14 protein-coding genes are annotated in these 20,328 nt (G+C 70.6%); 9 read left to right on the top strand and 5 right to left on the bottom strand.

The genetic code is table 11. The features are described from left to right. Position 1 precedes the first annotated feature (1 nt). Positions 2-1,684: an OFA family MFS transporter gene (locus FHR56_RS16845; protein ID WP_160945873.1), complete on the bottom strand. Its 1,683-nt coding sequence runs from the start codon at positions 1,682-1,684 to the stop codon at positions 2-4. A gap of 297 nt (positions 1,685-1,981) precedes the next feature. On the opposite strand from FHR56_RS16845, the gene FHR56_RS16840 reads away from it, so the two are divergent. Further along, the gene (locus FHR56_RS16840; RefSeq protein ID WP_160945872.1) at positions 1,982-2,572 is read left to right on the top strand and encodes a hypothetical protein; all 591 of its coding nucleotides are present in this window, start codon (positions 1,982-1,984) and stop codon (positions 2,570-2,572) included. A 152-nt stretch (positions 2,573-2,724) separates the two neighbouring features. Beyond that, entirely contained in the window at positions 2,725-3,222 is a 498-nt protein-coding gene (locus tag FHR56_RS16835; protein ID WP_160945871.1) for a DUF1203 domain-containing protein, read from the top strand. 160 nt (positions 3,223-3,382) lie between these two features. Here the strand turns inward: FHR56_RS16835 and FHR56_RS16830 are convergent, their stop codons facing one another. Next, positions 3,383-4,885 (bottom strand): aldehyde dehydrogenase, encoded by a 1,503-nt coding sequence (locus FHR56_RS16830; protein WP_160945870.1) that lies wholly within the window; start codon positions 4,883-4,885, stop codon positions 3,383-3,385. A gap of 79 nt (positions 4,886-4,964) precedes the next feature. Further along, entirely contained in the window at positions 4,965-5,513 is a 549-nt protein-coding gene (locus tag FHR56_RS16825) for a cupin domain-containing protein (RefSeq protein WP_160945869.1), read from the bottom strand. A gap of 196 nt (positions 5,514-5,709) precedes the next feature. Between FHR56_RS16825 and FHR56_RS16820 the strand changes: the two genes are divergently transcribed. From FHR56_RS16820 to FHR56_RS16790, 7 genes are all read left to right on the top strand, one after another. Next, positions 5,710-7,086, top strand: a complete 1,377-nt coding sequence (locus FHR56_RS16820; RefSeq protein ID WP_160945868.1) for an aspartate aminotransferase family protein — start codon at positions 5,710-5,712, stop codon at positions 7,084-7,086. A gap of 64 nt (positions 7,087-7,150) precedes the next feature. Continuing rightward, positions 7,151-8,263 carry an alanine dehydrogenase gene (gene ald, locus FHR56_RS16815; RefSeq protein ID WP_160945867.1) on the top strand — a complete coding sequence of 371 codons (1,113 nt, stop codon included), beginning with the start codon at positions 7,151-7,153 and terminating at the stop codon, positions 8,261-8,263. Between the two features lie 333 nt (positions 8,264-8,596). Continuing rightward, complete coding sequence (locus tag FHR56_RS16810; protein WP_160945866.1) at positions 8,597-8,911, top strand: EthD family reductase; 315 nt, start codon at positions 8,597-8,599, stop codon at positions 8,909-8,911. A 156-nt stretch (positions 8,912-9,067) separates the two neighbouring features. Further along, a complete protein-coding gene (locus tag FHR56_RS16805; protein WP_160945865.1) occupies positions 9,068-9,910 on the top strand; it encodes a plasmid replication/partition related protein in 843 nt (280 codons plus the stop codon). A gap of 151 nt (positions 9,911-10,061) precedes the next feature. Next, positions 10,062-11,303 carry a DUF445 family protein gene (locus FHR56_RS16800; RefSeq protein ID WP_160946056.1) on the top strand — a complete coding sequence of 414 codons (1,242 nt, stop codon included), beginning with the start codon at positions 10,062-10,064 and terminating at the stop codon, positions 11,301-11,303. A 299-nt stretch (positions 11,304-11,602) separates the two neighbouring features. Then, a complete protein-coding gene (locus FHR56_RS16795) occupies positions 11,603-15,682 on the top strand; it encodes a CHASE domain-containing protein (RefSeq protein WP_184502672.1) in 4,080 nt (1,359 codons plus the stop codon). Between the two features lie 20 nt (positions 15,683-15,702). After that, entirely contained in the window at positions 15,703-16,746 is a 1,044-nt protein-coding gene (locus FHR56_RS16790; RefSeq protein ID WP_160945863.1) for an HD domain-containing phosphohydrolase, read from the top strand. 101 nt (positions 16,747-16,847) lie between these two features. Here the strand turns inward: FHR56_RS16790 and rlmKL are convergent, their stop codons facing one another. Continuing rightward, entirely contained in the window at positions 16,848-19,022 is a 2,175-nt protein-coding gene (gene rlmKL / locus FHR56_RS16785; protein ID WP_160945862.1) for a bifunctional 23S rRNA (guanine(2069)-N(7))-methyltransferase RlmK/23S rRNA (guanine(2445)-N(2))-methyltransferase RlmL, read from the bottom strand. Positions 19,023-19,358: 336 nt separating this feature from the next. Beyond that, positions 19,359-20,288, bottom strand: coding sequence for an AraC family transcriptional regulator (locus FHR56_RS16780; RefSeq protein ID WP_202406839.1), 930 nt, complete (start codon positions 20,286-20,288; stop codon positions 19,359-19,361). Positions 20,289-20,328: the final 40 nt, after the last annotated feature.

Here is a 20,328-nt window from a genome sequence, read left to right as displayed (position 1 = left end):
CTCAGTGGAACAGCACGAACGCTTTCTGCAGGGTGACCCAGATGCCCCACAGCATCGGCAGCCCGACCGCCAGCCAGGCCAGCACCAGCAGCAGCGGGTTGCCGCCGCGGCCGACCAGCGCCAGCTGCGCCGCATCCGGCGCCGCCTGGGCGCTGCTGCCGGCCCGTTCGTGGGCCAGTTGCTTCTCCGCGGCCAGCTCCTGCGGGGTCATGAAGTGCCTGGCCGCCACCGGCCGTACCAGCAGGTTGCAGATCAGGCCCAGCACCAGCATCCCGGCCAGGATGTACATGGTCGTGTTGTACACCTGTGAGGGCGGCACACCCATGCCCAACTGGTACTCGCGCATGTAGCCGACCACCACCGGGCCGAGGATGCCGGCGGTGGCCCAGGCGGTCAGCAGGCGACCATGGATGGCGCCGACCATCTGCGTGCCGAACAGGTCGGCCAGGTAGGCCGGGATGGTGGCAAAGCCGCCGCCGTACATCGATACGATCACGCAGAAGATGCCGACGAACAGCGCGCTGCCGCCAACCTTGCCGGCCCACGGCGCGGCCGCGTACAGGGCGATGCCGAGCACGAAGAACAGCGAGTACGTGTGCTTGCGCCCAAGCTTGTCGGACATGCTGGCCCAGAAGAAGCGCCCGCCGATGTTGAACAGGCTGAGCAGGCCAGTGAAGCCGGCGGCGATGGCGGCGATGGCGGCCAGTTGCGTGGGATCGAGGCTGGCGAAGCCGGCATCCACGCCGATCAGGCGGCCGCCGAACACTTCCTGCAGCATCGGCGAGGCCATGCCGATCACGCCGATGCCGGCCGACACGTTCAGGCACAGTACGGCCCACAGCAACCAGAACTGCGGGATGCCCCAGACCTTGCGTACGTGCACGTGATGGGCGGTGATCATCGCATTGGCGCTGGCCGCCGGCGCGGTCCAACCGGCCGGGGTCCAGCCGCTGGGCGGCACCCGGTAGCCGAACGCGCCGGCCATCATGAACACGAAGTACAGCCCGGCCATCACCAGGAAGGTTTCCTTCACGCCCACCGAGTCGGGGCCGGCGAAATACCGCATCAGCGCATCGGCCAGCGGGCTGCCGATCATCGCGCCGCCGCCGAAGCCCATGATCGCCATGCCGGTGGCCATGCCGCGGCGGTCCGGGAACCACTTGATCAGCGTCGACACCGGCGAGATGTAGCCCAGCCCCAGGCCGATGCCGCCGATCACGCCCGAACCCAGCCACAGCAGCCAGATCTGGTGCAGGTGGATGCCCAGCGCCGAGATCACCAGCCCGCCGCACCAGCACAGCGCCGCGACCACGCCGGCCTTGCGCGGGCCGGCGCGCTCCAGCCAGCCGCCCCACAGCGCCGCCGAGCAGCCCAGCAACACGAAGAACAGCGTGTACATCCACTGCAGCTCGCTGATCTTCCAGTCGCAACTGGACGAGACGATGCGCACCAGGAAGCCCATGTCGGGTGGACAGGCCACCGCCTCGGTGATGCCCAGCGCCTTGGACAACGGCAGCCAGAACACGCTGAAACCGTAGGCCATGCCGATGCACAGATGGATCGCCAAGGCCGCGGGCGGCACCAGCCAGCGATTGAAGCCGGGCCCGGCGACGATGCGTTCCTTCGAAAGCAGGCCGGGGCGATCGGTCGGCGCGGACGCGGCAACGCGGTGCGAGTCGTTCATGCGGTGTCCCCTCGGAGGCGTCGGCGCCCTGGTGCGGATGACGCGCCTGCGGCGTCTCCACGAGGCCGCCTGCCGAACGGCCTGCCGACGCGCGACCGCATGCGCCGAGCGTAGTACAAAACACCCGGTGGCGCCGCGCCATCCATCGCAAGCGTGCCGCGCGCCTGTGCTTGTGCGGCGCACGATGGACAGGCAGCCCCAGCGACGCCGCTCGCGCAGGCAACGCACGGCACTGTGCGATTCCGCCAGTGCGCGCCGGTCGGTTAGGCTTGCGCCCCCCGCCTGCGGAATCGCCCCATGCCCGTCCCCTACCGCGTTGGCCTCGCCGCCAGCCTCCTGCTCGGCAGCCCCCTCGCCCAGGCCGCCGCCTTGCCCGCCGACGTGCTGCACCAGCTGCCGGCCGGCTACCAGCCGCTGGCGCAGTTGCAGGCCGACCTCGATGGCGACGGCCGTGCCGACTACCTGCTCGCGCTGCAGCAGCGCGGCGAGGCGCAACGCGATCCGGCACCGGCACGGCCGCTGCTGATCTTCGTGCAGCAGGCCGACGGCCGCTATCGGCTGGCGGCGCGCAACGACCGGGTGATCCTCAAGCGCGACGAGGGCGGCCAGTGCGACCCGTTCACCGATGGCGACGATCCGTTCGCCGCCAAGGGCCGCTACTTCACCGTGCAGAACGGGGTCTCCTGCGGCCAGCACTGGACCGACTTCATCACCTTCCGCTACGACCCGCAGCGCAAGCAGTGGCTGTTCCACAAGCGCATCCAGCAGCGCTGGGAACTGAACCCGAATCCCTCGCCCGACGCAGACGCCCTGGTCAAGGACGGCGACCAGGTGCAGGCGGCCGACCCGCGGCATCCGGTCGATTTCGCCGATTACGTTCCGCGCTGAGCGGCACGCCGCGCTGGGTAGCGCGCGCCTGGCACTGATGCGCGCTCGCTGACACACGCACGCCGCGCCCGTGCAGTGCCGCGTCCGAATGCGGCCAGCGCGTTGCCGCGGCGACCGGCACGCTGCGCGCTCCATCCGTTCCTGGAGCGCCCATGTCCAGCTTCCGTTGCGTCGGCCTGCCGGCCGCACCGTTCGCCGCCCTGTTCGACCTCGACGATGCGCAACTGCAGGCGCGCCATGCGCAGCGCGTCCGCGCCGACAGCGCGCTCGGCTATCCCTGCCGGGTCAGCCTGGAGGACGCACGGCCCGGCGAGGAACTGCTGTTGCTGCACTACCTGCACCAGCCCGCGCAGACCCCGTACCGCGCCGCCGGACCCATCTACGTGCGCCGCCACGTCGCCACCGCCGCACCGGCGCCGGGCGACGTGCCCGATGCGATCGTCCGCCGCCTGATCTCGCTGCGCGGCTACGACGCCGGCGACATGCTGATCGCCGCCGACGTGCAGCCGGGCGAGCGCATCGCCACCGCGATCGCCTGCGCCTTCGCCGACCCGCAGGTGCGCTACCTGCATCTGCATCATGCGCGGCAAGGCTGTTTTGCGTGCCGGGTGGAGAGAGAGCCGGGATTGGGCAGTCGGGATTGGGGATGAGTGGCGGCGCCGCGACCTGGAGCACCGCTGTCTTCGTAGGAGCGGCTTCAGCCGCGACAGGCATTCCCGGCAAAGCCCGTCGCGGCTGAAGCCGCTCCTACGGCAACGCGCTCGCGGTCGCGCGCTTCACCAATCCCCAATCCCGACTCCCCAATCCCGGCTACTCCCCCAGCTTGATCCACGTCGCCTTCATCTCCGTGTACTTGTCGAAGGCATGCAGCGACTTGTCGCGGCCGTTGCCCGATTGCTTGTAGCCGCCGAACGGGGCGGTCATGTCGCCGCCGTCCCAATAGTTCACCCACACGCTGCCGGCGCGCAGCTTGCGCGCCACGCGGTGCGCGCGGCCGATGTCGCGGGTCCACACGCCGGCGGCCAGGCCATACTCGCTGTCGTTGGCCATGCGCAGGGCGTGCGCCTCGTCGTCGAAGGCGATCACCGACAGCACCGGGCCGAAGATCTCCTCGCGGGCGATGGTGTGTTCATGGCCGACCTCGTCGAAGATGGTCGGCTCCACGTAGCAGCCGCCGGGCACCACCTCCACGCGCTTGCCGCCGAGCAACAGACGCGCGCCTTCGGCGTTGCCGCGGGCGATGTAGTCGAGCACGCGGTGGGTCTGGGTCTCGTCCACCAGCGCGCCCATGGCCGCGTCGTCGTCGAACGGATGCCGCGGCTGCAGCGCACGCCCGGCGGCGACCACGCGTTCGACGAAGCGATCCTTGATCGAGCGCTCCACCAGCAGGCGCGAGGCCGCGGTGCAGACTTCGCCCTGGTTGTAGAAGATCGCCGCGGCCGCCGCCTGCGCCGCCTGCTCCAGGTCCGGCGCATCGGCGAACACCAGATTCGGGCTCTTGCCGCCGCACTCCATGTACGCGCGTTTCATGTTCGACAGCCCCGCGCATTGCAGCAGGCGCCGGCCGACCGCGGTGGAGCCGGTGAACACCAGCCCGTCCACGTCCATGTGCAGCGCCAGCGGCTCGCCGGCGCCCTTGCCGTCGCCCGGCACCACGTTGAACACGCCGTCGGGAATGCCCGCCTCGGCCACCAGCTCGGCCAGGCGCAGCGCGCTCAGCGGCGATTTTTCCGAGGGCTTGAGCACCACCGAGTTGCCCGCGGCCAACGCCGGGGCGATCTTCCACGCCGCCATCAGCAGCGGGAAATTCCACGGCACGATCGCGCCGACCACGCCCAGCGGCTCGCGGGTGATCAGGCCCAGTTCGTCCTGTCCGGTCGGCGCCACTTCGCCATACAGCTTGTCCACCGCTTCGGCGGTCCAGGACAGGCAGCGCACCGTCGCCGCCAGATCGACCCGGCGCGCATCGCGCACCGGCTTGCCCATGTCCAGCGATTCCAGCAGCGCCAGTTCGTCGGCGTGGCGTTCGACCAGCTGGGCCAGCGCCAGCAGGGTCTTCTTGCGCTGCGCCGGCTTGGCCTGCGACCAGTGCCCGGCCTCGAAGCTGCGCCGTGCCGCGGCGACCGCACGGTCGATGTCCTCGGCCCCGCCTTCGGCCACGTGGCCGAGCAGGCGGCCGTCGATCGGGCTGAGGCAGTCGAAGGTCTTGCCGCTGGCGGCATCGACGTAGCGGCCGTCGATGAAGGCCTGGGTCCGCGGACGCAGCGTGTCGGCCAGCGCCTGCCAGGCGTCGCGGGTGCGGGGTGCGGTCATCGGGAACTCCTGCTGCGGCGGAAGGATCGGAACGGCACGGCGGCCTGGCGGCTGCGGCGCGGAGGGGCGCCGGGCGCTCTCAGAACGTGGCCGGCGTATTGGCGCTGACCAGCACTGCGGTCTCGCGGCCGACGTTGCGGAAGCGGTGCGGCACCCGGCTCTCGAAATAGTAGCCCTCGCCGGCGCGCAGCACCCGCACCTGGCTGCCGACGGTGATCTCCACCTCGCCGGCCACCACCACCCCGCCCTCCTCGCCGTCGTGCACCAGCATCGCGCTGCCGGTGTCGCTGCCGGGCGGCATCACCTCGCGCAGGATGCACATCTGCCGCTGCGGGCGATGCTGGCCGACCAGGTAGTAGTGGATGCCGTCGCTGCCGACATCGGGCAGTTCGTCGGCGCGATAGAACGGCGCATCGGCCGCGCCTGTGTCCAGGTCCTGGGTGAAGAATTCGGCCAGCGAGATCGGGATGCCATCCAGCACCTTCTTCAGCGAACTCACCGAGGGGCTGACCTTGTTCTGCTCGATCAGCGAGATGGTGCTGTTGGTCACCCCCACCCGCTTGGCCAACTCACGCTGGCTCAGACCGTGGGCGGTGCGAACCCGGTGCAGGCGGGCGCCGATATCCATCGCAGGAAACGCCGGTGGCGGTGTTGCCGGATACTTTACACACCCGCCCCAGCCGGTCAATTTCCTGCGCCACGCCGGTGCTGCGACGCAACCAGGAAAAGCCAGTCCAATGCGTGCGGACGGCGCTACGCCGGGTCACACCCGGCGCCACGGCATGGTGTAAAGTTTTTTCAACATCCCTCGCGTGGAGCCTGCGATGCGCCCCCAGCCGCCCCTCTCGTCCCAGGCGCTGTCCGACCACTACGCCGCGCAGGCCACACGCGAACCGGACACACTGGATGCGTTCTGGATGCCGTTCACCGCCAACCGCCAGTTCAAGGCGCGGCCGCGGCTGCTGGCCTCGGCCGAGGGCATGCATTACCGCAGCGTGGACGGGCGCCAGATCCTCGACGGCACTGCCGGCCTGTGGTGCTGCAACGCCGGCCACGCGCGACCGCGCATCGTCGAGGCGGTGGCGCGGCAGATCGCCACGCTGGATTTCGCTCCCACCTTCCAGATGGGTTCGCCGCTGCCGTTCGTGCTCGCCGAGCGGCTGGTGGAACTGGCGCCGCCGGGCCTGGACCACGTGTTCTACACCAACTCCGGCTCCGAGTCGGTGGACACCGCGCTGAAGATCGCGCTGGCCTACCACCGTGCCCGCGGCGAGGGCCAGCGCACCCGCTTCATCGGCCGCGAGAAGGGCTACCACGGCGTCGGCTTCGGCGGCATCTCGGTAGGCGGACTGCCGAACAACCGCAAGGCGTTCGGCCCGCTGCTGCCCGGCGTGGACCATCTGCGGCACACCCTCGACCTGGAGCGCAATGCGTTCTCGCGCGGCCTGCCGACGCATGGCGCGGAACTGGCCGAGGATCTGGAGCGGCTGGTGACGCTGCACGATGCCTCCACCATCGCCGCGGTGATCATCGAACCGATCTCCGGCTCGGCCGGCGTGGTGCTGCCGCCGCACGGCTACCTGCAGCGCATCCGCGAACTGTGCGACAAGCACGGCATCCTGCTGATCTTCGACGAGGTCATCACCGGCTACGGCCGCGTCGGCCACGCCTTCGCCGCGCAGCGCTTCGGGGTGACCCCGGACATGATCACCACCGCCAAGGGCCTGACCAACGGCTGCGTGCCGATGGGCGCGGTGTTCGTGTCCCACGCCATCCACGAGGCGTTCGCGCATGGCCCGGCCCACGTCATCGACCTGTTCCACGGCTATACCTACTCCGGCCATCCGCTGGCCTGCGCCGCCGCGCTGGCGACGCTGGACACCTACGCCGAGGAACAGTTGTTCGACAAGGCGATCGAGCTGGGGCCGGTGTGGGAGGAGGCGATCCATCGGCTGCGCGATCTGCCGCACGTCGTCGACATCCGCAACTTCGGCCTGATCGGCGCGATCGAACTGGCCCCGCGCAAGGGCGCGCCCGGCGCGCGCGCCTACGAGATCTTCGAGCGCTGCTTCCACGAGGGCAACCTGCTGATCCGCGTCACCGGCGACACCATCGCGCTGTCGCCGCCGCTGATCGTCGAGCCCGTGCACATCGAACGCATCTTCGCGGTGCTGGCCGACATGATCCGCAGCACGCCCTGACCCCTCCCTCACCCAACCCACCGCCCGCGCTCCCCACGCGCCGCGTCTGCCTGGAGAACCGCTCATGCTGGTCGGCGTTCCGAAAGAGATCAAGAACCACGAGTACCGGATCGGGCTGACCCCGTCCGGGGTCCGCGAACTGGTGCTGCACGGCCACCAGGTGCTGGTGCAGCGCGGCGGCGGCCAGGCCATCGGCCTCACCGATGCCGAGTACGAACGCGCCGGCGCGCGCATCGCCGAGGATGCGGCGAGCGTGTTCGCGCAGGCCGAGATGATCGTCAAGGTCAAGGAACCGCAGCCGGAGGAATGCGCGATGCTGCGCCCCGGGCAACTGCTGTTCACCTATCTGCACCTGGCGCCGGATCCGCAACAGGCCGCGGCGCTGCAGCGCTCCGGCTGCACCGCCATCGCCTACGAAACCGTCACCGACGGCCACGGCGGCCTGCCGCTGCTGGCGCCGATGAGCGAGGTCGCCGGGCGCATGGCGATCCAGGCCGGCGCGCATGCGCTGGAGAAGGCGCAGGGCGGCTCCGGCGTGCTGCTCGGCGGTGTGCCCGGGGTCACCCCGGCGCAGGTGCTGGTGATCGGCGGCGGCGTGGTCGGCATCAACGCCGCACGCATGGCGATGGGCCTGCACGCGCGCGTGACCGTGCTGGACCGCTCGCTGGAGCGGCTCAAGTACCTGGACGAACTCTACGGCCAGCAGCTGACCACGCTGTATTCCACCCGCGCTGCGATCGAGCAGTGCCTGCCGCACACCGACCTGGTGATCGGCGCGGTGCTGATCCCCGGCGCGGCCGCGCCCAAGCTGGTGTCGCGCGCACAACTGGCGCTGCTGCGGCCCGGCTCGGTGCTGGTGGACGTGGCGATCGACCAGGGCGGCTGCTTCGAGACCAGCCACCCGACCACCCACCAGCAACCCACCTACGAGGTCGACGGCATCGTCCATTACTGCGTGGCCAACATGCCCGGCGGCGTGGCCCGCACCTCCACCTTCGCCCTGACCAACGCCACCCTGCCGTTCGTGCTGCTGCTGGCCGAACACGGCCTGCAGGCGCTGCGCGACGACCAGGACCTGCGCAACGGCCTCAACGTGCACGCCGGCAAGCTCACCCACCGCGCGGTGGCGCAGGCGCTGGGCCAGGACTTCGTGCGGCCGCTGGACGCGCTGGGCTGACGGTTGCCTGTGAGGCCGGGAATGGAGAATCGGAAATAGGGAATCGAAAAGGCACCGCAGCGCGCGCATTGGGCAATCCGTCAGCCGCATCGCTTGCTGTTGCTCTTGCTGTTGCTCTTGCTGTTGCTCTTGCTGCTGCTCTTGCTGCTGCTCTTGCTGTTGCTCTTGCTATTGCTTTTGTTGTTGCCATTCCCGACTCCCTATTCCCGATTCCCGATTCCTGGCACACGCCCACGACCCGCCGCAACGCAGCACGCGCCAGCCGAGGTCGGGTGTAGCCTTGCGCCACCCCGGCGCCCGGTCGGGGTCCATTGCCGCCACAGGAGCCGCTTCATGATCAAGGTCAGCGTGATGTATCCGTACACGCCAGGCGCCCGTTTCGACCATGCCTACTACCGCGACACGCACATGCCGCTGGTGCAGGCACGCATGGGCGCCGCCTGCCTACGCTACACCGTGGACAAGGGCCTGTCCGGCGGCACCCCCGGCAGCGATCCGACCTACATCGGCATGTGCCACATCTTCAGCGAGTCGGTAGAGGCCTTCCAGGCCGGCTTCGGCCCGCATGCGGAGGAGATCCTCGGCGACATCAAGAACTACACCGACCTGACGCCGATGATGCAGATCAGTGAGGTGGTGGTGGGATAAGGCTCGCTGCGTGAGCCGGGATTGGGGATTCGGGAGTAGGGATCCGGACAGCGCGCGGCAGCGCCGGATAGGCAGCTCGACGCTCTTGCGAATCCCCAATCCCCAATCCCTGCCCTCTACAATGCCGCCCCCCGAGCCACGCCGTGCTGCCCGTTGATGAACATCGTTGTCAAAGAAGACCTCAAGGCCTATATCGATCCGCTGACCCCCGACGAGTACGCCGCGCTGGAACGCAGCCTGCTGGCCGAGGGCTGTCGCGACGCGCTGGTGCTGTGGGGCGACATCCTGGTCGATGGACACAACCGCTACGGCATCTGCCAGAAGCACGGGTTGCCGTTCCAGACCGTGCAGAACACCCGCTTCCAGTCGCTGCAGGACGTGCACCTGTGGATGATCGACCAGCACCTGGGCCGGCGCAGCGTCTCCGATTTCCAGCGCGGCGTGCTGGCGCTGCGCAAGCGCGAGATCCTCGCCGAGCGGCGTGCCAGTGCGGCCGCCGCGGACGCACCGGCGGCCGACGCCGCCGAGCTGGACGCTGCTGCCGCCGAGGCGGCGAGCGACGCCGATACGCCGCCCTGGGCCGACGCGCCGGCGCCGTTGAGCCGCGCCGACCTGGCGCGCGTGGCGCGGCTCAGCAACAGCCAGGTGGTGCAGATCGAGAAGATCCAGAAGCAGGCCGCCGCCGAAGTGGTGGAAGCGGTCAAGTCCGGTGCGATCTCGATCAATGCCGCCGCCGCGGTGGCCAGCCTGCCCGAGGAGGAACAGCGCGCCGCGGCGATGGCCGGCAAGGACGAACTGAAGCAGGCCGCCAAGCGCGCCCGCGAGTCCAAGCGCAAGCCCAAACCGGCGCCGCCGGCCGCGTCCGAAGACGCGGCTCCGGCAGCGGACACCGACGGCGACGCGACGCTGACATTACGCCAGCGCGTGGCCGACCTCGAAGCCGAGAACCAGGCGCTGCGCGAGGAAGTGGCGGCGCTACGCGCGCAGTTGCCGGGCTGATCCGCGCGCACGCGCATCTGGCGTCCCCGCCGGAGACGGCGGCCGCCGTCCATGCAGCCGCGCTCACCGAGCACTGCGTAGACTCGCCCGCATGAGCGTGTCTTCCGGCCCCACCCTGCCTCCCGATCCGCGCCGCGCACAGTTGCGGCGCATGAAGCTGCTGGCGGCGCTGTTGCTGCTGGCGATGCTGTGCGGCTTCCTGCTCAGCCATGCCATGGGCCTGCACGGCGTGTGGGCCTGGGTCGGCGCGTTCTGCGAAGCGGCCACGGTCGGCGCGCTGGCCGACTGGTTCGCGGTGGTGGCGCTGTTCCGGCATCCGCTGGGCCTGCCGATTCCGCACACCGCGATCATCCCGCACGGCAAGGCGCGCATCGCCGACAGCCTGGCGGTGTTCGTGCGCGACCAGTTCCTGGAACCGGGCGCGCTGCTGGCCAAGCTCAACGCCTTCGATCCCGCGGCGCGGCTGGGCCAGTGGCTGGCCGAACCGGCGCAGTCGGCGCGGCTGGCCGACCTGGCCCGCGGCTGGGCGCTGCAGGCGCTGGACCTGCTGGACGAGGCCGCGGTGCGGCGCCGCATCCACGGCTTCGTGGTGGCGCGGCTGCGCGACTGGGACGCCGCGGCCACCGCCGGCGACATCCTCGGCCTGCTCACCGCCGATGGACGCCACCAGGCGCTGCTCGACGAAGCGCTGACCCGGCTCGGCCGGCACCTGGACGATGCCGCGGTCAAGCAGCGGGTCTCGGCGATGATCGTCAAGTACGCGCGCCGCGAGTGGCCCAAGCTGGTCGGCACCGTGGAATGGGTGAAGCCGGTCGAGGGCATCGCCGACACCCTCGCCGAGCGGCTGGCGCATGCGCTGCTGGAGGAACTGCAGGACGTGCTGTCGCAGCCGCAGCACCCGCTGCGCCAGGACTACGAGCGCTGGCTCGGCGGCTATGTGCAGCGGCTGCGCGCCGATCCGGCCACCGCCGACAAGGTGCAGGCACTGAAGCAGCGCCTGATCGAGCACCCCGGCGTGCAGGAGTACGTGCAGGGCCTGTGGGACCAGATCCATGCGGCGCTGCGCGAAGACCTGTCGCGCCAGGACGGCGCGCTGGTGCAGCACCTGCAGCGCGCCCTCGGCGCGCTGGGCCAGTCGCTGGCGCAGGATCCGGCGCTGCGCGAGGCGCTCAACCAGCACCTGCTCGGCGGCGCCGAGCGGCTCACCCAGCGTCTGCGCAGCGGCGTCACCGAGCACATCGCACAAACCGTGAAGGGCTGGGACGAACGCCACCTGGTCGAGCAACTGGAACTGAGCGTGGGCCGCGACCTGCAGTACATCCGCTTCAACGGCACCCTGGTCGGCGGGCTGATCGGGCTGGCGCTGCACGCTGCCGTCACGCTGCTTGGCTGAGCGTGGATGACGAGGATGCAATGCCCCGCTCGCGCGGTTGGCCAGGCGCCGGCCCGCGACGCGATGCAGACGCACCGTGTCGCGGACCGCTCGCCCGCGACACGCCGTGCCATCCACGCAGCAAGGTGTAGACACGCCTCGGTTCTTTCGCCGGCAGGGCTGGCGCGGCCGCACCGCCCGCGCTAGCGTTGCGGCATGGCCTGCGGGACGTTCGCCGTGACTGTGAACGCCATTCCGCAACCAGCCCGAAGGAAGCCGATGCGCGTGCCGAACGCGCGTTCGCCAAAGGAAGGGGGAGCATGTCGAAGAAACGCCGGACATCCGCCGCCGGCCCTGCGCGTCCGGCCCGGCTCGCCGCGCTGGCCGTGCTGGCCGTCGGACTGCTCGCCGCGCTGCTGATCGCGCATGGCGTGCAACAGCGCAACCGCGCACAGGCGCAGGCGCGCTTCCAGCAACTGGCCTCGCACGTGGCCAGCGATCTGCGGCAACGCCTGGACATGTACGAGCATGGCCTGCGCGGCGCGCGTGGGGCGGTGATCGCGGCCGGCGGCGACCGCATCTCGCGCGCGCGTTTCGCCCGCTACAGCGCTTCGCGCGACTATCCGCACGAATTTCCCGGCGTGCGCGGCTTCGGCTACATCCAGCGGGTGCCGCGCGCCGACGAGGCCACGTTCCTGCAGCAGGCCCGCGCCGACGGCGCGCCGTCGTTGCAGATCGGCGAACTGGCCCCGCACGACGGCGACCGTTTCGTCATCGTCTACATCCAGCCGGCACCGTCCAACAACGCCGCCGAAGGTTTCGACATCGCCTCCGAGCCGGCACGGCGCGCGGCGGCGATCGCCGCGGCGCGGTCGGGCGCGCCCACCATCACCGCACCGATCCGCCTGGTACAGACCCCGGGGCTGGGCAACGGCGGCTTCCTGCTGCTGTTGCCGGTGTACCGCGAGGGCCTGCCGCTGCAGACCCCGGAACAACGCTGGCAGGCCACCAGCGGCTGGGCCTACGCACCGCTGAACATCGCCGAGGTGCTGGCCTCCTCCGACGATCACAGCAACGAGCTGCGCCTGAGCCTGGCCGACAGCCAGAACCCGGCTGAGCCGTTCTACCGCGACGACGCGACGCCGATCCTGGCCGGCGGGCCGGCCGCCGAACGCACCCTCACCGTGTACGGCCGCCAGTGGCGGATCGGGGCGCAGGCCACGCCGGGCTTCGTGCGCTCGCTGGATCAATTCTCCCCGCTGCTGGCCGGCGCCCTGGCCGGCGGCATCGCGCTGCTGCTCGCCGCACTGCTGTACGTGTTCCTGACCAGCCTGCGCCGCCGCGACCTGATCCTCAGCGAGCAGAGCCAACTGGCGGCACTGGTCGCCGGCACCAGCGAGGCGATCGTCGCCGAAGACCTGCACGGCCGGGTGACCCACTGGAACCCCGCGGCCATGCGCATCTTCGGCTATACGCCGGAGCAGGCCATCGGCCAACCGCTGCAGCAGCTGCTGGGCGCGCAGATCCGCGATCCGGCCGGCGGCGGCGGCGACGGCGTGCGCGAACTGCGCCACCGCGACGGCCACATCGTCAGCGTGCTGGCCAGCGTCTCGCCGATCGCCGGCACCGGCGGCGGCACCATCGGCCATTCGCACCTGCTGCACGACGTCACCGAGCAGGTGCGCGCGCAGGCGCGGGTGCTGGAGCTCAACACCACGCTGGAGCAACAGGTGGCCGAACGCACCAGCGAATTGGTCACCTATTCGGCGCTGCAGCGCGCGATCCTGGCCAATGCCGGCTACGCGATCGTCGCCACCGATCCCGATGGCGTCATCACCCTGTTCAATCCCGCCGCCGAGACCCTGCTCGGCTACGCCGCGCACGAACTGATCGGGCGCAAGGCCACCGGCCTGTTCCTGGATCCGGAGCAACTGAGCGCGCGCGCCGAACGCATGGCCGCGCAGTCGGGCATGCCAGTGCAGCCCTCGTTCGAGTCGGTGGCGGCGCTGTCCACGCTGGGGCGCAGCGATACCCGCGAGTGGACCTACCTGAGCAAGGACGGCCATGCCTTCCCGGTGCTGCTCACGCTGAGCACGCTGCGCGACGACGACGAGCGGGTGATCGGCTACCTCGGCATCGCCGTCGACCTGACCGAGCAGAAGCGCCACGAGCGCGAACTGCGCCTGGCGATCGACGCGGCCGAAACCGCCAACCAGTCCAAGAGCGATTTCCTGGCCAACATGAGCCACGAGATCCGCACGCCGATGAACGCGATCCTGGGCATGCTGTACCTGCTGCGGCACAGCGCGCTGTCGCAGGCGGCGCAGGACATGATCCAGAAGATCGAGTTGTCCGCGCGCAACCTGCTGGAGATCATCAACGACATCCTCGACTTCTCCAAGATCGAGTCCGGGCGCATCGACCTGGAATCGGCCCCGTTCGATCTCAACGAGTTGCTGGAGAACATCGCCGCCCTGATGACCTCGGCGACCAGCGCCAAGCCGGTGGAGATGATCGTCGAGCCGCTGCCGCCGGGCTGCCGCTGGCTGCGCGGCGATGCGCTGCGCCTGAACCAGGTGCTGATCAATTTGGTCGGCAACGCCATCAAGTTCACCGAACAGGGCGAGGTGGCGCTGTCGGTGCGCGCCTTCCCCGGCGGGGAACCCGGCAAGCTCAAGCTGCTGTTCTCGGTGCGCGACACCGGCATCGGCATCCCGCGCGAGAAGCAGAGCCTGATCTTCTCGCCGTTCCTGCAGGCCGACACCTCCACCAGCCGCCGCTACGGCGGCAGCGGCCTTGGCCTGACCATCAGCCGGCGCCTGGTGGAACTGATGGGCGGGCAACTGGAAGTCCAGAGCGCCCCGGGCCAGGGCAGCGATTTCTACTTCGTCATTCCGTTCGCGGTGGCGCCGGCACCGGCCGCCGACGCCGAACCGGCGCAGGCGCGGCGGGTGCTGATCGCCGACGACCACGACCTGGTGCGACGCAGCCTGACCGACATCGCCAACGGCTTCGGCTGGCAGGTGGAAGCGGTGGCCAGCGGCACCGCCGCGCTGGCCGCGGCCGCGCCGGAACGTGCCGAGTTCGACGTGATCCTGCTGGACTGGCGCATGCCCGACCTGGACGGGCTGAGCGTGGCCCAGCGCATCCGCGCGCAATCGGCGCCGGACCGGCAGCCGATCATCGTCATGGTCACCGCCTACGAGCGGCGCATGCTCCAGGAACAGCAGCCTGGCGTGGCCGACGTGGATGCGGTGATGACCAAGCCGGTCACCGCCTCCGCCCTGCAGCGCACCATCGCCATGCTGCTCGCGCGCCGCAACGGCGACCTGCCCGCGCCGGCGCCCAGCGACGGCGTCGCGCGCCTGGCCGGGGCCCGCTTGCTGGTGGTCGACGACAGCGACATCAATCGCGAGGTCGCGCAGCGCATCCTCGAAGGCGAAGGCGCGCTGGTCGACCTGGCGCAGGACGGCGCCCAGGCGCTGCAGCGGCTACGGCGCGATCCCGGTCGCTTCCACGTGGTGCTGATGGACGTGCAGATGCCGACCATGGACGGCTACGAAGCCACCCGGCAACTGCGCGCCGATCCGGAGCTGGCCGCGGTGCCGGTGATCGCCCTCACCGCCGGCGCCTACCGCCAGCAACAAGAGCTGGCGCTGTCCAACGGCATGAACGACTTCATCGCCAAACCGTTCCAGGTCGAGGACCTGATCGCGATCATCCGCCGGTACCTGCCGCCGAACCTGACCGCGCTGCCGCTGCTGCCGCTTGCGCTGCCGCCGTCGGGGCTGCCGACGGACGACTGGCCGGCCAGCGATCCGGCGTTGCTCGATACGGTCCAGGCGCAGCGGCTGTGGGGCGAGCGCGACCCGTATCGGCGCTATCTGCTGAAGCTGTTGCAGGAGTATCCCGACCCGGCGGCCAGCGTCCGCGCCCTGCTGGACGCGCAACGGCCGGCCGAGGCGCTCTCCCTGGCGCACAAGTTGCGCGGTTCGGCCGGATCGCTGGCATTGCCGGCGTTGAGCGTCGCCAGCGCCGCGCTGGAGGAACGGTTGAGCACGGCGCCGACGCAGGCCGAGGCGGCCATCGCCGCGCTGGACGCGGCCATGTCCGACACCGTTGCCGAAGTGCTGCGCTTCGCCGACGCCACCCAGGTCGCGACGACGCCTGCGTCGGCAACCGACGCAGCGGTGGACCCGGCGACGCTGCAGGCGTCCTGGTACCAGGTGCTGCAGGTGCTGGACAGCGACGATCCGGACCGCATCGACCACACGCTGCGGCAACTGGCCGCTTTCCTGCCGGCGGCGCAAACCGCCGAGCTGCAGCAGTTGCTGGAGAATTTTTCCTTCCGCGAGGCCGAGGCCAAGGTTAGGCAATGGCTGGCCGAGGCAACCGACTGAGCGCGTAACGAGACGCCACCATGACCCAGCCGTGCATTCTCTGTGTCGACGACGAACCCAGCAACCTGGCGCTGATCCGGCAGTTGCTGCGCGATGACTACGCACTGGTGTTCGCCAAGAACGGCGCCGAAGCGCTGCGCGGGGTGGCCAAGCATCGCCCGGCGCTGATCCTGCTCGACGTCGACCTGCCCGACGTCGACGGCTACACCCTGGCCCGCACGCTCAAGCAAGATGCGCGCAGCGCGGCGATTCCGATCATCTTCGTCACCGGCAAGGACAAGGACGCCGACGAGAGCATCGGCTTCGACGCCGGCGGCGTCGACTACATCACCAAGCCGTACTCGCCGAGCATCCTGCGCGCGCGGGTGCGCACCCACCTGTCGCTGGTCAGCGCCGCCAGCCTCGCCGACAGCCACCGCGCCGCGATCGAGATGCTGGGCATGGCCGGCCACTACAGCGACTCGGACACCGGCACCCACATCTGGCGCATGGCCGCCTACGCCCGTGCGCTGGCCCTGGCCGCCGGCTGGTCGCGCGAGGACGCCGACCTGCTGGAACAGGCCGCGCCGATGCACGACACCGGCAAGATCGGCATCCCCGACGCGGTGCTGAAGAAGCCCGGGCCGCTGGACGCGGACGAGTGGCAGGTGATGAAGCGGCACCCGCGGATCGGCTACGACATCCTCAGCCGCAGTAGCGCGCCGCTGTTCCGTCTCGCCGCCGAGGTGTCCCTGTACCACCACGAGCACTGGGACGGCGGCGGCTACCCGGCCGGCCTGTCCGGCACGCAGATTCCCGAATCGGCGCGGATCGTGGCGCTGGCCGACGTGTTCGACGCCCTCACCTCGCCGCGCCCGTACAAGGACGCATGGCCGCTGGATCAGGCGTTGGCGCTGTTCCGCGACAAGTCCGGCAGCCAGTTCGAGCCGCGCCTGGTGCAGTTGTTCGAGGCGATCCTGCCGCAGATCCTGCAGATCCAGGCGTACTGGAACGAACGCGAAGCGGAGGAAGAGCCGCCGCAACGCGGCAAGGCGCAGGCCACCCTGCGGCACCGCGGCAACTGAGCCACGGCGCATCCCGTAGGAGCGGCTTCAGCCGCGACGGGCGTTAACGGTAACGCCTGTCGCGGCTGAAGCCGCTCCTACGAGGCACCGGCGGCGCGCGCTCAGCGCCGCTGCAAGCGCCAGGCGCGATGGATACGCGGGTTGCGCTCGAAATCCGGATCGATGGTCTGCGCGCTGATCTCCTCGCAGACCGCGAACTCGGCCAGCGCGTTCTCGTCCAGCTTGAAGCGGCGAAAATTGTTGGAGAAGTACAGCACGCCGTCGGGCATCAACCGCGCCACCGCCGCGCGCAACAGCCGCACGTGCTCGCGCTGGATGTCGAAATCCTCGGCGCGCGCGGAATTGGAGAAGGTCGGCGGGTCGCAGAAGATCACGTCGTAGCGGTTCTTCTCCGCCTCCAGCCAGCTCAGCGCGTCGGCCTGCACCAGCCGGTGCTGGGCGCCGCCCTTGCCGTTGAACGCCAGGTTGTCGGCGCACCACTGCAGGTAGGTGCCGGACAGGTCCACGCTGGTGGTGGAATCGGCGCCGGCCACCGCCGCCTGCACGCTGGCCACGCCGGTGTAGCAGAACAGGTTGAGGAAGCGCTTGCCGCGCGCCTGCTGCGCCATCGTCCCGCGCAGCGGGCGGTGGTCGAGGAACAGCCCGGTATCCAGGTAGTCGAACAGGTTCACCCGCAGCAGCGCCTCGTGCTCGCGCACCACCAGGAACTCGCCGCGCTGCTCGAAACGGCCGTACTTGCTGCCGCCCTTGCCACGTTCGCGGGTCTTCAGCGCCACTTGTTCGGCGGGCACCGCGAATACTTCGCGCGCGGCCGCCAGCAGTTCGTTGCGGCGGCGGCGCACGTCCGCATCGGGAATGCTGTCCGGCGCCGCGTATTCCTGCACGTGCAGGAAGGTGCGCGCCTGGCCGCCGTCTTCCTGGTACACGTCGATCGCCGCCGCGTATTCGGGCAGGTCGGCGTCGTAGGCGCGGTAGCAGCTGACCCGCTCGCGCGCGCGCCAGCTCTTGAACTTGCGCAGGTTCTTGCGCAGGCGGTTGGCGACCATCTGCGCGCCGTCGCTGAGCGCGCGCGGTTCCTCGCTGGCGCCGGCCCGCGGCGCGACCGCGATCGGGTCGCAGACGATCAACGGGCACTCCAGCGCGCCGTTGAACATCTGGTACTTCTTGGCCGCGCGCAGGCCGGTGGCATAGGCCAGTTCGTCGCTGCCGCACAGCAGACTGGCGCGCCACTGCGGCACCGCCCGCTTGAGCGCATCGCCCAGGCGCCGGTACAACGCCGCGTCGGCGGCCAGGCGTTCGTCGTAGGGCGGATTGCACACCACCGTGCCCAGCGCCTGCGCCGGCGCGGGCAATGCGGCGACATCGTGCACGGCGAAGGCGATCGCCTCGGCCACGCCGGCGGCCAGCGCGTTCTCGCGCGCCGCGCGCAGCGCATGCGGGTCGATGTCGCTGCCGTACAGGACCGGGCGCAATGCGGCGCGACCGGTTTCGGCACGCTGCCGCGCCTCGGCCAGCAGCGCACGCCAGGCCGCCAGGTCGAACCCCAGCCAGCGGCTCGGCGCGGCATCGGCATCGGTGTCGCCGCGCTGCTGCGCCGCCAGTTCGCCGCGCAGCAGGCCCGGCGCCACCTCGGCGGCCATCAGTGCGCCTTCGATCAGCAGCGTACCGCTGCCGCACATCGGATCCAGCAGCCCGCCGCCTTGCGCATACAGCGCCGGCCATTGCCCGCGCAGCAGCACCGCCGCGGCAAGGTTCTCCTTCAGCGGCGCCTCGTTCTGCGCCTGGCGCCAGCCGCGCCGGTGCAGCGAGCCGCCGCCCAGGTCCACCGACAGCGTGGCGCGGCCCTTGCGCAGCGACAGGTTCAGGCGCAGGTCCGGGTGTTCCACGTCCACCGACGGCCGCTCCAGGCCCTTGCCGCGCAGCGTGTCCACCACCGCATCCTTGACCCGCTGCGCGGCGAAGCGCGCATGGGTGATGCCGGTGCCGGACACATGCGCGTCCACCGCCAGGGTGTGCTGCGGCGCCAGATGGCTGCGCCACGGCAGCGCGGCCACGCCGGCGTACAGCGCCGCCTCGTCAGGGCAGTCGAAGGACTGCAACGGCCACAGCACGCGGCTGGCCAGGCGCGACCACAGCACCGCACGTTGCGCGTCCCGCAGGCTGCCTTCGGCATTGACGCCGGCGACGGTGGCGGTGGCCTGGGCCACGCCGAGCGCGAGCAGCTCATCGACGAGCAGGTATTCCAGGCCCTTGGCGCAGGAGACGAAGAATTTCACGGAAGGCGGACCAGGACGGACGGGAGGGAGGCACGGCGGACGCCGCGCGCGTGGCGCATCGCAGCGCCGGATCCGGCGTTGCCGCGGCCGCGGCCGCGGATCGGGGTGAGCACGCGAACGCACCGCACCGGAACGGCGCGCAGAATACCACAGGGCCTGCGCGCGCCTGCCTGCTGCGCAGGGTCCTGGCGCAGTGCGCGCCGCGCCGCCACTGGCCTCGTACGCCTCGCATGGAGACGCCCCGGCCGGCGCTCGCCTGGCGAGCGACTCGGCGCCGTGACAGCTGCAGGCGGCGCTGCAGACGCCCGCCCACGGCCGTGGCAGGCAACGCATCGCTCAATGCGAAGCCACGAATCCGGCCCCTGGCGCGGCCGGAGGCACGGCGAACTCGGCGCGCATGCGCCGCGCCTCGGCCATCGGCGGCCGGCCGAACAGACGTTTGAACTCGCGGGTGAACTGCGAGGCGCTCTCGTAGCCGACCGCGTGGCAGGCGCCCGCTGCGGTCATGCCCTCGCGCGCCATCAGCAGGCGCGCCTGGTGCAGGCGGATCGACTTCAGGTACTGCATCGGCGCGACCCGGGTCACCGCCTTGAAATGCGCATGGAACGACGGCGTGCTCATCCCGGCCTCGCGCGCCAGCTCCGCCACGTCGAGACGCCGGGCGTGGTCGCGGTGGATGCGCTGCAGGGCGCGACCGATGCGGCCGAAGTGCCCTTGTTGCGCCAGGGCCGCACGCAGCCCATGGCCTTGCGGTCCGGTCAGCACGCGGAAGTACACCTCCCGCACGAGCGCGCGGCCGAGGATGGCCGCGTCCAGCGGGTGGCTCAGCGCCTGCAGCAGGCGCTGCACGGTCTGCCGCAACGCCTCGTCCATCGGACTGGACACCATGCTCGCCGGCGCCTGCGCGAGCTGGACCGGACCGGCCTGGTCCAGCTCGACCAGCAGCCCCGCCGCAAGCTGGAAATCCAGATGCAGATACAGCGCCAGCAGCGGCCGCTCCGGGCTGCCATCGGACTGCATGGTGAAGGGCACCGGGACGGCGACGGACAGATAGTGCTGCTCGTCGTAGACGTACACCGCATCGCCGAAATACCCGCGCTTGGCGCCCTGGCAGACGATGACGATGCCCGGGTCGTACAGCACCGGCGTATCGGCCAACGGCCGGTCCGAGCGCAGCACGCGGACATCCGGCAACGCGGTCAGGGTGTAGCCCTCCTGCGGTGCCAGGGCACGCAGCAAGTCCACGGAACTGGCGGCAGCAGTCATAGAAACAGGCAAGGATCGCAGAGAGCGCGGCATCGGAGCG

This window comes from Xanthomonas sp. F10, from assembly GCF_014206815.1.
GTDB classification, from domain to species: Bacteria; Pseudomonadota; Gammaproteobacteria; order Xanthomonadales; family Xanthomonadaceae; genus Xanthomonas_A; species Xanthomonas_A indica.
Note: the sequence above shows the minus strand (reverse complement) of the source record. Positions and strands in the feature narration are given on the sequence as shown.

Excerpts from the sequence above, each read along its gene's own strand:
- FHR56_RS16800 (WP_160946056.1), top strand. The coding sequence starts at position 10,062 with ATGAAGCTGCTGGCGGCGCTGTTGCTGCTGGCGATGCTGTGCGGCTTC.
- FHR56_RS16805 (WP_160945865.1), top strand. The coding sequence starts at position 9,068 with ATGAACATCGTTGTCAAAGAAGACCTCAAGGCCTATATCGATCCGCTG.
- FHR56_RS16795 (WP_184502672.1), top strand. The coding sequence starts at position 11,603 with ATGTCGAAGAAACGCCGGACATCCGCCGCCGGCCCTGCGCGTCCGGCC.
- FHR56_RS16840 (WP_160945872.1), top strand. The coding sequence starts at position 1,982 with ATGCCCGTCCCCTACCGCGTTGGCCTCGCCGCCAGCCTCCTGCTCGGC.
- FHR56_RS16835 (WP_160945871.1), top strand. The coding sequence starts at position 2,725 with ATGTCCAGCTTCCGTTGCGTCGGCCTGCCGGCCGCACCGTTCGCCGCC.
- FHR56_RS16845 (WP_160945873.1), bottom strand. The coding sequence starts at position 1,684 with ATGAACGACTCGCACCGCGTTGCCGCGTCCGCGCCGACCGATCGCCCC.
- FHR56_RS16790 (WP_160945863.1), top strand. The coding sequence starts at position 15,703 with ATGACCCAGCCGTGCATTCTCTGTGTCGACGACGAACCCAGCAACCTG.
- FHR56_RS16825 (WP_160945869.1), bottom strand. The coding sequence starts at position 5,513 with ATGGATATCGGCGCCCGCCTGCACCGGGTTCGCACCGCCCACGGTCTG.
- FHR56_RS16820 (WP_160945868.1), top strand. The coding sequence starts at position 5,710 with ATGCGCCCCCAGCCGCCCCTCTCGTCCCAGGCGCTGTCCGACCACTAC.
- FHR56_RS16780 (WP_202406839.1), bottom strand. The coding sequence starts at position 20,288 with ATGACTGCTGCCGCCAGTTCCGTGGACTTGCTGCGTGCCCTGGCACCG.
- ald (WP_160945867.1), top strand. The coding sequence starts at position 7,151 with ATGCTGGTCGGCGTTCCGAAAGAGATCAAGAACCACGAGTACCGGATC.
- FHR56_RS16830 (WP_160945870.1), bottom strand. The coding sequence starts at position 4,885 with ATGACCGCACCCCGCACCCGCGACGCCTGGCAGGCGCTGGCCGACACG.
- FHR56_RS16810 (WP_160945866.1), top strand. The coding sequence starts at position 8,597 with ATGATCAAGGTCAGCGTGATGTATCCGTACACGCCAGGCGCCCGTTTC.